Annotated in this window: 13 protein-coding genes; 11 read left to right on the forward strand and 2 right to left on the reverse strand. The window is 73.0% G+C overall.

All coding sequences use genetic code 11. From position 1 onward, the window contains the following. The first annotated feature begins 24 nt into the window (after positions 1-24). From ET495_RS15440 to ET495_RS15445, 3 genes are read left to right on the forward strand one after another with little or no spacing between them, the layout of a single operon-like run. Positions 25-2,514 (forward strand): type VII secretion EssC family protein, encoded by a 2,490-nt coding sequence (locus ET495_RS15440; RefSeq protein WP_245993133.1) that lies wholly within the window; start codon positions 25-27, stop codon positions 2,512-2,514. Positions 2,515-2,544: 30 nt separating this feature from the next. After that, complete coding sequence (locus ET495_RS18985) at positions 2,545-3,504, forward strand: hypothetical protein (protein WP_245993135.1); 960 nt, start codon at positions 2,545-2,547, stop codon at positions 3,502-3,504. Then, complete coding sequence (locus tag ET495_RS15445; protein WP_129205514.1) at positions 3,501-4,157, forward strand: OmpA family protein; 657 nt, start codon at positions 3,501-3,503, stop codon at positions 4,155-4,157. Before ET495_RS18985 ends, ET495_RS15445 begins: the two co-directional genes overlap by 4 nt. A 135-nt stretch (positions 4,158-4,292) precedes the next feature. On the opposite strand, the gene ET495_RS15450 is transcribed toward ET495_RS15445, so the two are convergent. Next, a complete protein-coding gene (locus ET495_RS15450) occupies positions 4,293-4,949 on the reverse strand; it encodes a hypothetical protein (protein ID WP_129205523.1) in 657 nt (218 codons plus the stop codon). Between the two features lie 99 nt (positions 4,950-5,048). Beyond that, positions 5,049-5,636 carry a prepilin peptidase gene (locus tag ET495_RS15455; RefSeq protein ID WP_129205524.1) on the reverse strand — a complete coding sequence of 196 codons (588 nt, stop codon included), beginning with the start codon at positions 5,634-5,636 and terminating at the stop codon, positions 5,049-5,051. 905 nt (positions 5,637-6,541) lie between these two features. Between ET495_RS15455 and cpaB the strand changes: the two genes are divergently transcribed. The 8 genes from cpaB (at position 6,542) to ET495_RS15495 (ending at position 14,299) form a co-directional block, all read left to right on the forward strand. Beyond that, the gene (gene cpaB, locus ET495_RS15460; protein ID WP_129205525.1) at positions 6,542-7,270 is read left to right on the forward strand and encodes a Flp pilus assembly protein CpaB; all 729 of its coding nucleotides are present in this window, start codon (positions 6,542-6,544) and stop codon (positions 7,268-7,270) included. Positions 7,271-8,018: 748 nt separating this feature from the next. Next, the gene (locus ET495_RS15465) at positions 8,019-8,921 is read left to right on the forward strand and encodes a CpaE/TadZ family protein (RefSeq protein ID WP_129205526.1); all 903 of its coding nucleotides are present in this window, start codon (positions 8,019-8,021) and stop codon (positions 8,919-8,921) included. Next, entirely contained in the window at positions 8,918-9,250 is a 333-nt protein-coding gene (locus ET495_RS15470) for a TadE/TadG family type IV pilus assembly protein (RefSeq protein WP_129205527.1), read from the forward strand. The genes ET495_RS15465 and ET495_RS15470 overlap by 4 nt, the downstream gene beginning before the upstream one ends. Next, the gene (locus ET495_RS15475; protein WP_129205528.1) at positions 9,247-10,611 is read left to right on the forward strand and encodes a TadA family conjugal transfer-associated ATPase; all 1,365 of its coding nucleotides are present in this window, start codon (positions 9,247-9,249) and stop codon (positions 10,609-10,611) included. The genes ET495_RS15470 and ET495_RS15475 overlap by 4 nt, the downstream gene beginning before the upstream one ends. Further along, the gene (locus ET495_RS15480) at positions 10,593-11,534 is read left to right on the forward strand and encodes a type II secretion system F family protein (RefSeq protein ID WP_129205529.1); all 942 of its coding nucleotides are present in this window, start codon (positions 10,593-10,595) and stop codon (positions 11,532-11,534) included. Before ET495_RS15475 ends, ET495_RS15480 begins: the two co-directional genes overlap by 19 nt. Then, positions 11,531-12,445 carry a type II secretion system F family protein gene (locus ET495_RS15485; protein WP_129205530.1) on the forward strand — a complete coding sequence of 305 codons (915 nt, stop codon included), beginning with the start codon at positions 11,531-11,533 and terminating at the stop codon, positions 12,443-12,445. The genes ET495_RS15480 and ET495_RS15485 overlap by 4 nt, the downstream gene beginning before the upstream one ends. After that, on the forward strand, positions 12,442-13,638 hold the full coding sequence (locus ET495_RS15490; RefSeq protein WP_129205531.1) for a sensor histidine kinase: 1,197 nt from the start codon (positions 12,442-12,444) through the stop codon (positions 13,636-13,638). The genes ET495_RS15485 and ET495_RS15490 overlap by 4 nt, the downstream gene beginning before the upstream one ends. Beyond that, positions 13,631-14,299 (forward strand): response regulator, encoded by a 669-nt coding sequence (locus tag ET495_RS15495; RefSeq protein WP_129205532.1) that lies wholly within the window; start codon positions 13,631-13,633, stop codon positions 14,297-14,299. The genes ET495_RS15490 and ET495_RS15495 overlap by 8 nt, the downstream gene beginning before the upstream one ends. Positions 14,300-14,406 lie beyond the last annotated feature (107 nt).

A 14,406-nucleotide genomic window follows, 5' to 3' on the forward strand; every position in this document is an offset into this window, starting at 1 on the left:
CGACCGGACCAGACAGGGAATGGGATGCACCTCAAGGCCACGCTGCACCGCTCGGACGGCACGACCGACGACGTCGTCGTCACCGCCGACGCCGGCGCGACCATCGGTGAGATCGCGCAGACGATCGCACGCGTCGACCCGCACGGGTCACCCGGCGGCCCCGACGCGCCGCGCACGCTCGAGGCGCGCCTGCCCGGTCAGGACCAGCCGGTGCGGCTGCCGCCCGACGCGGCGCTCGGCGAGGCGTGGATCGGGTCGGGGGCCGACGTCGCCGTCGTGGACACGTCTCTCCCGCTCGCGTCGCAAGGGTCGGGCACGGTGCGCGCCACCGTTCGCGTGGCGGGCGCCGAGCCGGTGCCGCTGCAGGAGGGCAGCTTCCTGGTGGGTCGTGCACCCGAGTGCGACATCGTGCTCACCGACCCGCTGGTCTCCAAGCGCCACCTGCGCATCGACGTCGGTGAGCAGGTCGACGTCGTGGACCTCGGCTCGGCCAACGGCACGCTCGTCGACGGCGTCCCGATCCCGCGGGTGCGGGTCGACCGCGCGCAGTGCGTCGTCGTGGGCGACACGCCGCTCGACGTCGAGCGGCGTGTCACGGAGAACCGCATCAGCGGTGTCGCGCCGAAGGCGGGACCGGTCGCGTTCACGCGGTCCCCGCGCGTGGAGGAGCGCTACGCCGGGCAGGAGTTCGAGGCACCGCAGGCGCCCGACGAGGTCGAGCCGCGAGAGTTCCCGATCCTGGCCCTGATCGCCCCCGTGCTGCTGGGCGTCGCGATGTTCTTCATCCTGAAGCGCCCCGCGGCCCTGCTCATGATCGCGATGTCGCCGACGATGATGGCGATGAACTACCTGACGCAGGGGCGTCAGGCGAAGAAACGGCTCGAGCGGCAGGTCAAGCGGTTCGACGAACGCCTTTCGTCGCTGCGCGACCTGCTCACGGCCGAGCGTGAGACCGAGCGTTCCGTCCGGCTGCGGGAGGCGCCCGCGACACGGCACGTCTACGTCGAGGCGATGCGGCACGGCCCGCTGCTGTGGACGCGGCGCCCCGAGCACTGGAGCTTCCTCAACGTCAGGCTGGGCCTGGGCACCATGCCGACCCGCAACGTCGTCAAGACGGGTGACAAGGGCGCGCTCCTCAAGGAGCACCAGGACCAGCTCGACGCCGTCACGGCGGCGTTCGGCACGGTCGACGGCGTGCCCGTCGTGGAGAACCTCTACGACGCGGGCGCGCTCGGGTTCGCCGGGCCGCCCGCGCGCGTCGCCGGCGCGCTCAACGCGGTGCTCGTCCAGCTCACGGGCCTGCACGCGCCGAGCGAGCTGGTCGTCACCGCCGCCGTCAGCCCCGTGTGGACGCGGTCCCTGCGCTGGCTCACGTGGGTGCCGCACACGTCCTCGCCGCAGAGCCCGGTCGACGGGCTGCACCTGGCCGACTCGGCGGGCGGCACCTCACGCCTGCTCGCCCAGCTGGAGGAGCTCGTCGCGCAGCGCAGCACGGCGCGCGGCGCGCAGCGCCGCGGGGCGATCCGCGAGGACGGCGCCGCGATCGAACGCGGCGCCGACGTCGGTTCCGGCGACGACGGCGGGACGGCGTCCGAGGTGCCGGCGGTCGTGGTGGTCGTCAGCGACGACATCGACGCCGACCGCGCACGCCTCATCCAGCTCGCCGAGCTCGGGCCTGACGCCGGCGTGTACCTGCTGTGGGTCGCCTCGGACCCCGCCCGGCTCCCCGCCGCGTGCCGCACCTTCGTCGACGTCAGTACGGAGCACCAGCGCGTCGGCCTGGTGCGCCTGGGCCGCTGGTGCGACGACGTCGTGCTCGAAGACCTCGACGACGACGCGGCCCTCGGCTTCGGGCGGCGGCTCGCGCCCGTCTTCGACGCCGGCGCGCTCACCGACGACGCCACGGACCTGCCCCGGTCGGTGTCGCTGCCCGCCCTCCTGGGCCACGACCTGTTCGAGTCGTCCGGCGCCGTGCTCGACCGGTGGCGGCAGAACCTGTCGGTCTACGACCGTACGGGCGCCGCCGGCGCGCGGCGGCGAGCCGGGTCGCTGCGCGCCGTCGTCGGCTCTGCGGGTGTCGACGCCCAGCACCTCGACCTGCGCGCCCAAGGCCCGCACGCCCTCGTAGGCGGCACGACGGGCGCCGGAAAATCCGAGTTCCTCCAGGCGTGGGTGCTCGGCATGGCCGCCGAGTACAGCCCCGACCGGGTCACGTTCCTGTTCGTCGACTACAAGGGCGGGTCCGCGTTCGCCGACTGCATCAACCTGCCGCACTGCGTCGGCCTCGTCACCGACCTGTCCCCGCACCTCGTGCTGCGGGCACTGACGAGCCTGCGCGCCGAGCTGCACCACCGCGAACGCCTCTTCAACCGCAAGAAGGCCAAGGACCTCCTGGAACTGGAGAAACGCGCCGACCCGGAGACGCCGCCCGCGCTCGTCATCGTCATCGACGAGTTCGCGGCGCTCGCGGGCGACGTGCCCGAGTTCGTCGACGGCGTCGTCGACGTCGCGTAGCGCGGCCGGTCGCTCGGCATCCACCTCATCATGGCCACGCAGCGCCCGGCGGGTGTCATCAAGGACAACCTGCGGGCCAACACGAACCTGCGCGTGGCGCTGCGCATGGCGGACACGTCGGACTCGACCGACGTCGTCGAGGTGCCCGACGCCGCGCTGGTCGACCCGAGCATCCCCGGCCGCGGCCTGGTCAAGACGGGGCCCGGCCGTGTGCAGGCGTTCCAGTCGGGATACGCGGGCGGGTGGAGCACGCGCGCCCCCGAGAAGGCGAAGGTGTTGGTCTCGGAGTTCGACTTCGGGCGTGAGACGCCGTGGGAGGAGCCCACCGAAGACGCCGACGCCGACGACCAGGACGACCTCGGCCCGAACGACCAGCAGCGGCTGGTCGCCCGCATCGGTGAGGCGTTCACGGGGGCGGGACTGCCCGTTCCGCGCAGGCCGTGGCTCGACTCGCTGGCCGACGTGTACGACCTGACGCTGCTGCGCCAGCGCACCGACACCGAGCTGCTGATCGGCGTCGCCGACCTGCCCGAGCAGACCCTCGCCATGCCGAAGGGGGGCGTCGAGGGCGAGGCGACGATCACGGTGACGCTGCGCTCGGTCGAGGTCGCCGGCGACACGATGGAGGTCCTCTGGGCGTTCCGGTGGGACGAGGACGGCGCCCCGCCCACCTCGAAGCTGACCTTCTACGACATGGGCCTGAGTGCGGTGACCTCGGTGATCGACGGTGAGAACCTCAGGGTCTACCGGCCCTTCTGCACCAAGGGTGGGTGGGACGCAAGGCCCTTCGATCAGGCGATGTGCTCGAACAGCCAGATCGCCGCGCCTCGCAGCAACACCGATCCCGAGTTCCCCATCCATGGGGTGATCGAGGCGTGGGCGCTCCTCCCGGCCCCGCCAGAGCGCCCGGAAACCGTCGACGTCGTGCCCGCTGAGGGGATCCCGCCGTTCGGCGGTGTCGAGGTGACCTACCGGGACGCGGCGAAGTGATCGGTTCGCGGGCGCTGGCCGTCGCGATGACCGTGGCCGCAGCCGTCGCGGGCTCGCCCACGTCCTCACCGTCGCCGCCCTCACCGTCGCCGCAGTCGTCACACGACGCCGACCCCGGTCTCGTGGCCGACACGCAGCGGAAGCTCGACGAGGCGCGTGCGGACCTGGAGACCACGAGCCTCACGGACGAGATGCACCGCGCCGCAGTCACCGAGCTGCGCCCGGACGTCTCCATCGCCGACCTGCGGTCGGAGGGGTCCGTCACCGGTCTCGACACGGTGGTCGAGGACAAGGGCCGCACGGTCGTCCACCTGACTGCGGACCTGCTGTTCGAGTTCGGGCAGGCCACGCTGACGGACCCGGCCCGGGCCGCCGTCGGGAGGCTGACGGAGCAGATCCCGCAGGGCGTCGCGGTCAGCGTGGACGGCCACACCGACTCCGTCGGCGACGACGCGTTCAACGACACGCTCTCGCAGCAGCGGGCCGACTCCGTCGCGGCCGTGCTGGGCGAGGCACGACCCGACCTGGTCCTGACCGTGACCGGCCACGGTGAGCGCGAGCCGGTCGCCAGCAACGAGGTCGGCGGACAGGACAACCCGGCCGGGCGGGCACGGAACCGCCGGGTCGAGGTCTCGTACGAGTCCGGCGGATGAGTCGCGGCGCCGATGCCGCCTCGACGCGGGCCGAACCCATCCAGGAGTAGGCGAAGGCGATCCGCGGAAGCGTCCACCTGGTGCGGCCCGAGGGTCACGACCCGGTCGAGCCTGGCACGCGGCCACGGGGTCAGGTCAGTCGTCCTCGCCGACGTGCTGCTCGTAGAGGTCGTCGAGCGCGACGAGCGCTTCCTGCGCCTGGGCCGGGTGGTCTGCGGCAGCGAGCGGGCGGGTCGCCGACCGCCACACGAGGTCGTGGACCCGACTCTCCAGGCTCCGGTCGGCGCTCCGGTCGGCGCTCCGGTCGGCGCTCCGGTCGGCGCTCCGGTCGGCGCGGAGCAGGGCGACGACGAGTTCCGCGACCTCGGGGTCGACCTCTCGCGCGGACCGCGAGGCCCGGTCGAGGCTTGCCTCGGCCTCGACGCGCTGGATCGAGGGGGGTTCCCGCCTCTTGCGCCGCTCCCTGGCCAGCACGGTGATGCCGGTGACCAGGAGGAGGCCGACCGCGATCGCCGGCGTCGTGGTGATCCACATGGCGCGCCCGAGACCCATCCCCAGATCGCGCAGGACGAAGAAGGTCGCCGCACAGAACAGCCCGATCCAGCCGAGGCCGGTGCGTTCGACGAACCGGACCCACCGGGGTTCCTCGGCGACGAGGGAGCGGCGCACCAGCATCACGGCGGCATCGACGTCAGCCGCGGCCCGGGCCCCAGCCTCCTGGGTGAGCCCTGGCTTGGTGGTGATGATCAGCTGCGTCTGGGGGCCGGTCGTCAGCCATGGGACGTCGGGCACGGGTGCTCCTGGTGGGTGCGAGGTCGGTGAATCGATGCGCCGTCGGGATCTGGTCGAGCGGCACGAGCGGGGTCGGCGCGAGGGCTGACGCGAGCGGGGTCAGGCGGCCACGCGCGCCCACGTGAGTGCGAGCGCGGCTCCGGCGAGCATGAACGGACCGAACGCGAGCGCCGTCTTCCGGGTCGCGCGCCGGGCGGCGAGCAGCGCCACCGAGACCACGCCGCCGATGAGGAACGGCAGGATCGCCGCCCCGGCGAGCGTGCTCCAGCCGAACCAGGCGGCGACGCCCCCGAGCATCGGTGCCAGCTTGACGTCGCCGAGCCCCATGCCGGACCGGTTGACCAGGTGCAGCACGAGGTAGGCGCCACCGAGCGCGGCCGCGCCGAGGGCGGCGCGGCCGAGCGCGGACCAGGTCCCTCCCACCGCGGCGGCGAGCACGAGGAGGACGGCGACCGCGGCCGTGGTCGGGTAGGTGATCACGTTCGGTAGCCGGTGCGAGCGCAGGTCGATCACGGTGAGCGCTGCGCCGGCCGCGGCCGCGACCACGAGCGCCGGGGTGACCGGGCTGAGGCCGCCGATCCACAGCGCCCACGCGACCGCGGCGATGGCGGTGGCGAGCGCGGGCGCGCGCACCGGGGCGATCTCCGCGGTGATCGCGGCCGTCAGGCGTCCAGGGGATGTCGGCATGGGCGCATCGTAGCGACGAGGGACCTTGTATTTGGCTGGGAAAAGCCTGGTAGGTTTCGTAACAGAGCGGAGACGCCAGCCTTGAGAGGAACGTATGACAGTCGAAGTGCTTGTGTGTGCGCTCTTGCCGACGGATCCAGGACTCGACGACGGCGTCCTCGCCGGCGCGGTCGTGGTCGCCCGCGGTGACGACCGCCTGCTCGGGCAGGTCCGCGGCCGGACCAGCAGCCACGTCGTGATCCTCGCAGAGCGCAGGGACGAGGCACTGGCACGACGGCACGCGGCCGTGCTCACCGATCTCGGCCGCTCCGTCGCGGTGCGCGTCCTCCCGCACGGGCCCGTCGCCATCCTGCTCCTCGCGCTCAACGCGGCCCGGCTCCACCAGGACCCGGGCCTCGTCGTCGGATGGATCGACGGCGTCGCGCCCCTCACCTGGAGCGGAGCGTGGTCGCCCAGCGTCAGCCGCCTCGACGACCCCGCTCCGACGCTCGGGCAGCACGTCGCCTCCTTCCTCCCGGGCACGGCGGGCTTCGTCGTCAACCTCGCGGGGCACGAAGGCCCGGCGGTGCTGCGCGCGCGGGCGGTCCCGGAGCCGCGAGCCGCAGGGGCCCGGCCCGTGCTGCACGTCGTGGCAGACGGGCTCGCGCCGAGGGCGCTCGCGGCCATGCGCCGTGCGTCGAACGCGGCCGACGCGGCGGTCCTGCCGTTCTCGGCCGGAGCCGCGCGCGACCGCTTCGCCCACCCGCGCGCCGTCGAGGCCGTGGCCCTGCCCGCCGACCCGATGGCCCTGGTTCCCGCCGTCGCAGCCGTGTGCCCCGTCTGCGCGGCCGTGGTCGTCGAGACCTTCTGCGCCTTCTGCCACGTGCGCCCCGCGCGGATCGACACGCTCTCCGAGGGGCAGCCGCATGAACCCGCGCCAGAGGCGTGGTGTCCTCTTCGTCGTCATCTCCGGTCTCCTGGCGGTCGTGGTGTTCGCCGCCGTGGCCGTCTTCGTCTCGAGCGTCAACAGCAAGGTCGGCGACGTCGTCACGGTGTACCGCGCGGGCGGCCCGATCCCCGCCTACGGCGAGCTCACCGCGGACTCGATCGTCGCCGACGAGATCCCGCGTCGCTGGGTCGCCGACGACGCCGTCCTGGCCACCTCGGACCTCATCGGCCGCCGCGTCGCCTTCAACGTGGCGAAGGGGACGCTGATCAGCAGCGACATGCTGGTCCCGCCGTCCGACCTGGCACCCAACGAGCGCGAGATCGCGATCGACGTCGACTCCGTGACGGGCATCGCGGATCGTGTCCGGCCCGGCGACCTCGTGGACATCTACGCGGTGTTCGCCGACGTGCCGGGCCTGCCCAAGCAGGTGCGCGTGCTCGTGCGCGACGTGCGGGTCGTCTCGGTGCGCGGGTCGCAGGTCCGGGTCGACGAAGAGAGCGCGCGCGGCCAGGAGTCGGTGGTGCCGGTGACTCTCGCGCTCGCGCCGGACGACGCGCTCGCCGTCACGTACGCGGCGGCGTTCGCCGCGGAGGTACGCCTCGTCGGCCTACCGGCCGGCGCGACCGGAGACAGATCCGGCGAGATTGGCGACTTCGACGCCGGCAACCTCGGTGGCCAGGCGATTCCCGAGGGGAGCAACGGCTGATGAGTGGGTCCGTGGTGATCGGTTGCGCGGAACAGTCGCTGGCGTACGAGCTGCGCTCGCAGCTCGCCGAGGCCGGCGACCTCGAGGTCCTGGGGATCGCCGAGACGACGTCGGAGCTGACCGAGATGGTCATCACGCTCGAGCCCAACGTCGTGCTGGTCCACGACCAGCTCGGCCCCACCCCCGCGCACCAGACGGTGCGCGACCTGGGGCAGCGGCGGCCGGCGACCGTGTCGGTCGTCGTCTCGAGCGATCCGGACCCCGAGGCTCTGGCGATCGCCATGGACGCCGGGGCGCGCGGGGTGCTGACCTACCCGCTGACCTTCGACGCGGTGCAGCAGCGGGTGACCAACGCCCTGGCCTGGTCGCAGCAGATCCAGGGCATGCTCGCCGTGACGGACCAGGGCGAGCAGAGCGCCCGCGGGCGCGCGACGGTCGTCGCGATCTCCGGGTCGAAGGGCGGCGTCGGCACCTCGTCGATCGTCACACACCTGGCCTGGGACCTGCGCAGGCGCACACCCGACCTGAAGGTCGTCGTCCTGGACGCCGACCTGGAGAAGGGTGACGTCACCAGCTACCTCGCCGCCACCTACCGCACGTCGCTCGCCGACCTCGCGAAGGTGGCCGAGGACCTGTCCACACGCACGGTGGCGGACGCGGTCTTCGAGCACGAGTCGGGCCTGCACCTGCTGCTGCCCCCGAGGACGTGCGCGACATCGAGTGGATCACGCCGCAAGCGGTGCGTCAGGTGGTGTTCCTGCTGCGCCAGCTCTACGACCTCGTGCTCATCGATGCAGGCGCGCACGTCACGCCCGTCCAGGCGGCAGCGGTGGAGGTCGCCGACGAGGTCGTCCAGGTGGTCACCCCAGACCTCGTGAGCCTGCGCGCGCTGCGCCGCAACGTCGGCTGGTGGGAGTCGCTCGGCGTCCGCAAGCCGGACGCCGTACGGGTCCTCGTCAACCGGCACACCTCCGCCGACGAGGTCCAGTTCGACGCCGTCCGCCAGCTGTCCCCGGCGCCGGTGCTGGCCACGTCCGTGCCCCACCTCGGGCGCAACCTGGAGACGGCGATGAACTCGCGGTCGCCCCACCTGGTCGAGTCCGAGAACTGGTGGCGAGCGCTGCGCGCGGTGGGCGACGAGCTCCACGTCCTGCGCGCCGTCCCCGGTGCGCAAGTTCCGGCCGCGAACGCGCGGCGCCGGAGCCTGCGGCCGGGCTCACGCCGGAGCTCCGACGCCGGCACCGAGACGGCGGCGCCGTCGAGCCGCGCGGGGCGCAGGGCCGCGCCTGCCGCACAGTCCGGTGCCGTCTCGGTCGAGCTGCTCGGGGCGCTCCCCGTGCTGCTCCTCGTGCTCCTGACGCTCGCGCAGCTCGCCGCGGCGAGCCTGACGTACGTGTGGGCCGGCCACGGCGCCGCCGCCGCGGCCCGCGAGGCCGCCGTCGCCCCGTACGACATCGCAGCAGCCCAGGCCGCCGTCCGTGAGGCGGTGCCGTCCTCCGTCGCACACACGATGCACGTCACGATCACCCGGAACGGTGCGGCGAGCGGCGAGGTCGGCGTCCGGGTGCGCACCCCCGTCCCCCTGTTGCTGCCGGGCCTCGGAAGCCCCTGGGACATCACCGTCGACCGCCGGGTGGTGACCGAGCCGTGAGCCGCCGGACGGAACGAGGGTCCTCGACGCTCGAGATGCTCGGCGCGATCCCCGTCGTCATCCTGGTCATGCTCGTCGTCGTGCAGGTGTGCGCGTTCACGTGGACGGCGCTGGCAGCCGACCAGGCCGTGCGCGACGGCGCCCGCGCGCTGAGCCTCGGGCGTTCGGCCGACGCCGCCGTGCGCCGGTCGCTGCCGGGCGGGCTCGACGCCCGCTCCGTCGACGTCGTCGGCGAGCGCGTGGTGATCCGCGTGGACGTGCCGCGATTCCCGGTCGTCCCGGCCATGACCATCACGCGTGACGCCTCGATGCCGAGGACGGCGCGATGAAGGGGTTCTCGCAGTGGGCGCCGGCACGCGCGCCCGCGACACCGTCGCCCGCCGGGAGCCGCAGCGATCTCGACGAGGGGTTGGTTGCGCTGTTCCGGCGCAAGCTGCTCGAGGAGGTCGATCTGCATGAGCTGGCGCGTCTGGACGCGGGCCAGCGGCGTGTGCGCCTGGAGCGGGTCGTGGCGCACCTGGTCTCGACCGAGGGCGTCATCCTCACGACGCGTGAGCGCAACGCGCTCATCCGCCGCGTGGTCGACGAGGCGGTGGGACTGGGCGTGCTCGAACCGCTGCTCGCGGACGAGACGGTCTCGGAGATCATGATCAACGGGCACCAGACGATCTACGTGGAACGCTTCGGCCAGGTCGAACGCGTCCCGACGGCGTTCGCCTCCGAGGAACAGCTGCGCCAGACGATCGACCGCATCGTCTCGACCGTCAACCGGCGTGTGGACGAGTCCAGCCCGATGGTCGACGCCCGCCTGCCCGCCGACGACCGCATGCCACGCGGCGCCCGCGTGCACGTGGTGCTCCCACCGCTGGCCCTGGGCGGACCGACCGTGACGATCCGCCTGTTCCCCAAGGCGTACGGCCTGGACGAGCTGCTCAACCGGCGCAGCCTCGACCAGACCACGGCCGAGCTCCTGGCGGCGTGCGTGCGGGCGCGGCTCAACATCATCGTCTCGGGCGGCACCTCGTCAGGCAAGACGACGCTGCTCAACGCACTGTCGGCGTTCATCCAGCCGCGTCAACGCATCATCACCATCGAGGACGCCGCCGAGCTCTCGCTCTCCCAGGAGCACGTGGTGCGCCTGGAGACACGCCCGGCCAACGTCGAGGGCCGCGGCCAGGTCACGATCCGTGACCTGGTCCGCAACGCGCTGCGCATGCGCCCCGACCGGGTCATCGTCGGGGAGGTCCGTGGCGGTGAGGCCCTCGACATGCTCCAGGCCATGAACACCGGCCACGAGGGCTCGCTCGCGACCGTGCACGCCAACACCACGGTCGACGCGCTGATCCGCCTGGAGACGCTCGCGTCGATGAGTGACGTCGAGGTCCCCTTCACCGCCCTGCGCGACCAGGTCAACGGCGCCGTCGACATCGTCGTCCAGCTCCTGCGCGGCTCGGACGGCGCCCGCCGGGTCGTCGCCGTCGACTGGGTCTCCTCACGACACCGCGAGGACTTCCGCGTCGACCACCTCATGCACTGGGACCCCGAAGGCATCGGCGAGTCCGGCACACGCGGACGCTTCGTCGTCCACCCACTACCCCCACCCCTGCTCGACCGCCTCCGCATCGCCGGAGAACCGGTCGGCGTGCCGCGTGCCGACGAGCTCGAGCAGACATGGAGGAGGTCCCGATGATGATGCTGCTGCTGCTCGGGCTCTCGTTCCTGCTGTGCCTGTGCCTGGTCGTCGGGCTCGCGGACCTGCTCACGGTCGCCCGGCGGCGGAGGGACCTGGTCAGCGCCCTCGAGGCGATCGACGACCGGTCGTTCGGCAAGCGCATCGTGCGCTGGGACCGCGCGTTCCGCCGCACGCGCCCCGGAAGGTGGGTCGAACGCCAGCTCCTTCTCGCGGGCCTGGAGCAGCAGCGCCCGCTGGTCGTCGTCGCGGTGGCGACCAGCGGCGGCATCGCGCTCGGGTGGACGCTCGCCGCCGGCCTCGCACCGGTGTTCGGTGCGCTCGGTCTGGTCGCGGCCGTCGCCGGGATCCGCGGGTACCTGGAGCGCGGCCGTGAACGCCGCAGGGAACAGTTCATCGCCCAGATGCCCGAGCTCGCGCGGGTCCTGTCGAACGCGACGAGCGCGGGCCTGTCGATCACCGGTGCGATCGGCGTGGCGGCGTCCGAGCTCGCCATGCCTGCCGGCGTCGAGCTGGGCCGGGTCTCCTCCCGGATGCGGTTCGGTGCGAGCCTCGAGGACGCCATGGCGGAGCTCGAGAGCCGGCTGCCGTCCCGCGAGGTCGGCGTCCTCGTCTCGACGCTGCTGGTCAGTGCACGCAGCGGCGGATCCCTGGTCAGCGCGCTGCGGGACATCGCCGACACGCTCGAGGAGCGCAAGGAGGTGCGCCGCGAGATCCGCACCACGCTCGCCGAGTCCACCTCGACCGGCTACCTCGTCATCCTGCTCGGGATCGGCCTGCTGTTCCTCCTCAACACCATCCAGCCCGGCACCGTCCAGGCCATGACGACCCACTGGGTGGGCCAGCTCGCCCTCGTGGTCTCCGGCTCCATGTTCGCGGGCGGGTTCGTGCTCATCCGCCGCATGACGAGGTTCGACGGATGACGACGCTGCTGCTGGCGGCGGCTGCGGGTGGAGGGGCGGCCGCAGCCACCGTCCTGCTGCTCGTCGGGCTGCGCTGGGCGCGCTCGGACGCGCTCGATCTGCTCGAGGTGGACGACCTGGTGCTGCTGCGCAAGGAGCAGCGCAAGAGAGCCGAGGGAGAAGGCGTGCTGGCGCGCGCGGGCCGTGGGCAGGTGCCGCGGCTGCGGCGGCTGCTGGGCCCGGCGCGCGTGGCGGCCCTGCAGAGGCGCATCGACGAGGCCGGGCGGCCCGGCGGGCTCACCATCGATCTGTTCCTGCAGCAGTGCGCGCAGTGGATGCTTGTCACCTCGCCGCTCGTGGTGGTGTTCCTGCTTCAGCGCAACTTCCTGGCCATCCCGTTCTGCCTTCTTCTTCCGGTGCTGCTGCCGCTCATGCGGCTCGCCTCCGAGCGACGCAAGCGCCGCGAACGCATGGAGCGTGACCTGCCCGACTTCCTCGACGTCCTCGCCGTGACCGTCATCGCAGGCGTGACGTTCCGCGCGGCGCTGGCCCGGGTCTCGGCCCGGTTCGACGGGCCGCTGGCCGACGAGGTCACGCTCACGCTGCACCAGATCGCCAACGGCGCGTCGGTGCGCGAGGCGTTCGACGACATGCGGGCCCGTTCGGCGTCGGAGCCCATGGCGCAGTTCGTCTCCGCCCTGTTGCAGTCGCAGGAGCTGGGGGCGCCGCTCGCGGAGTCGCTCAGCCAGATCGCCGAGGACATCCGGCGTGACAGCGCTCAGCGCCAGCGTCAGGCGGCGGCCAAGATGTCGCCGCGCGTGACGCTGGTGAGCTCGATGGTCCTGCTCCCCGCGTCGCTGATCCTCGTGGTGGTGGGGCTCGTGCTCGGGCTCGACATCGACTTCGGGGCGCTCCTCGGAGGCGCGGGATGAGCGCCGTGATCAGCGAGGGCGAGCGCGACGAGTTCACGCGTCGGCTGATCGGCATCTGCATGCTCGTGCGGCTCGTGGCGATCCTGGTCGCGTTCGCCGGGCTCGCGGGCCAGATACTGACGCCGGCCCTGCTGCTGTGCGCCCTCGTGCAGAGCGTGACGGGTCTGGCACTGCTCATGTCGGCTCGGGTGGGCGCGTTCGTCGCCAACCACCCGCTCGCGTTCGTCGCCGACGTGCTGATCTCGCTCGGGGTCGTCGCGGTGCTGGGGACGGAGAGCCCGCTCGTGCTGGCCACGATGTCGACGGCGATCGTCACCGGCTTCCTGTTCACGCGCCCGGTGGCGGCGACGTGCGCCGTCGTGCTCGTGGCGGGCCACCTGCTGGTGTCCGCGCTGCGGTACCCGGTCGGCGCGGGCTTCATGACCACGATCGGCGTGCCGGCCATCTACGTCGGCCTCGTCGCGATCGGCGGTGCGTCCCGGCACGCGCACGCAGCCCAGGTGGAGTCCGGCCGCGACGCCGCGGCGGCGCTCCTGGCGGCCGCCGCGGCGGACGAGCGCGCCCGCCTGGCACGGGAGATGCACGACTCGCTCGGCAAGACGCTCCACGGCGTCGCCCTCGGCGCGGACGCGCTGCCGCAGCTCGTCGAGAACGACCCTGCCGCAGCCCGCGACTACGCGGCGGACCTCGCGCGAGGAGCCGGCCGCGCGGCCCGCGAAGCGCGCCAGATCCTCGTCCGGCTGCGCGCCGACCAGCCCGACCGCCCGCTCGCCGACGTGCTGCGAGGTCGGTGCGACGCCTGGCAGGAGGAGACGGGTGTGCCGTGCACTCTCCACGTCGACGGTGCCGTGGACCTGCCCACCGACGCCCGGTACGAGGTCCTGGCCATCGTCGCCGAGGCGATGGAGAACGCGCGCCGCCATGCCGAGCCGAGGAGCGTGGTCGTGAGGCTCGCTGGCGCCGCAGGGGGAGCGGTGGAGATCTCTGTCACGGACGACGGCAAGGGCTTCGTGCCGGACCCCGACGGTCGCAGCCCGTACGGGCGATTCGGGCTCACCGGCATGGCCGAGCGCGCGGCCGAGGCGGGGATCTCGCTCGTGATCAGGTCGGCGCCCGCGCAAGGAACGACGGTCGCCGTCCGGTCGCCGGCCGTGCACCTCGGCGACGCCGTCGTCAGGACGCCCGATGAGTGACGCCGTCGCCGAGGCGCAACGGTCCGCGCCGGTCAGCGTCGTGGTCGTCGACGACAACGACGTCGTTCGCACGGGCCTGCGTGCGCTGCTGCGCTCCAGCCCACGCCTGCGCGTCGTCGGCGAGGCCGCGGACGGCGACGAGGCAGTGCGGGTCGTGCGCGCGATGCGCCCCGACGTCACGCTTCTCGACGTGCGGATGCCGCGTCGCGACGGCGTCCAGGTGCTCGCCCAGGTCGCGGACTGCACCAGGGCTCTCATGCTCACCTACGCGGAGGCGCCCGACGTCGTGCGTGCCGCGCTGGCCGCCGGTGCGTCCGGATATCTCGTCCACGGGCACTTCACGGCGGAGGAGCTCACCCTCGCGGTGCTCTCCGTCGCCGGTGGCAGCCTGCTGTTCGCGGGCCCTTCGGTCGCGGCCGTCCGCTCCGGGCTGCAGCCCGCATCGGAGGAGACCGCCTACCGGGCCGGCTTCGGGCTCTCGGCGCGTGAGCTCGAGGTGATGGAGCTCGTGGCGAAGGGCGAGGGGAACCGGGCAATCTCCAAGGCTCTGTTCTTGTCGGAGAAGACGGTCAAGAACCACGTCAACCACGTCTTCGCGAAGCTCGGTGTGGTCTCGCGCGCCGAGGCGGTCGCCGTGTGGCTCGGTCAGGTGAGCCGGTGAGCCGGCCGGTAATTGGGCCCGGAACTGGGCCCAGGGGCCCGGCGCGAGCGAGCCGCGGATCGTTAGTTTCGAGGTGTCGAGAAGGCGCCCGGCAGATTCGCCGGACG

This window comes from Xylanimonas allomyrinae, assembly GCF_004135345.1.
Taxonomy (GTDB): Bacteria; Actinomycetota; Actinomycetes; order Actinomycetales; family Cellulomonadaceae; genus Xylanimonas; species Xylanimonas allomyrinae.

Excerpts from the sequence above, each read along its gene's own strand:
- ET495_RS15440 (WP_245993133.1), top strand. The coding sequence starts at position 25 with ATGCACCTCAAGGCCACGCTGCACCGCTCGGACGGCACGACCGACGAC.
- ET495_RS18985 (WP_245993135.1), top strand. The coding sequence starts at position 2,545 with ATGGCCACGCAGCGCCCGGCGGGTGTCATCAAGGACAACCTGCGGGCC.
- ET495_RS15455 (WP_129205524.1), bottom strand. The coding sequence starts at position 5,636 with ATGCCGACATCCCCTGGACGCCTGACGGCCGCGATCACCGCGGAGATC.
- cpaB (WP_129205525.1), top strand. The coding sequence starts at position 6,542 with ATGAACCCGCGCCAGAGGCGTGGTGTCCTCTTCGTCGTCATCTCCGGT.
- ET495_RS15475 (WP_129205528.1), top strand. The coding sequence starts at position 9,247 with ATGAAGGGGTTCTCGCAGTGGGCGCCGGCACGCGCGCCCGCGACACCG.
- ET495_RS15480 (WP_129205529.1), top strand. The coding sequence starts at position 10,593 with ATGGAGGAGGTCCCGATGATGATGCTGCTGCTGCTCGGGCTCTCGTTC.
- ET495_RS15485 (WP_129205530.1), top strand. The coding sequence starts at position 11,531 with ATGACGACGCTGCTGCTGGCGGCGGCTGCGGGTGGAGGGGCGGCCGCA.
- ET495_RS15490 (WP_129205531.1), top strand. The coding sequence starts at position 12,442 with ATGAGCGCCGTGATCAGCGAGGGCGAGCGCGACGAGTTCACGCGTCGG.
- ET495_RS15495 (WP_129205532.1), top strand. The coding sequence starts at position 13,631 with ATGAGTGACGCCGTCGCCGAGGCGCAACGGTCCGCGCCGGTCAGCGTC.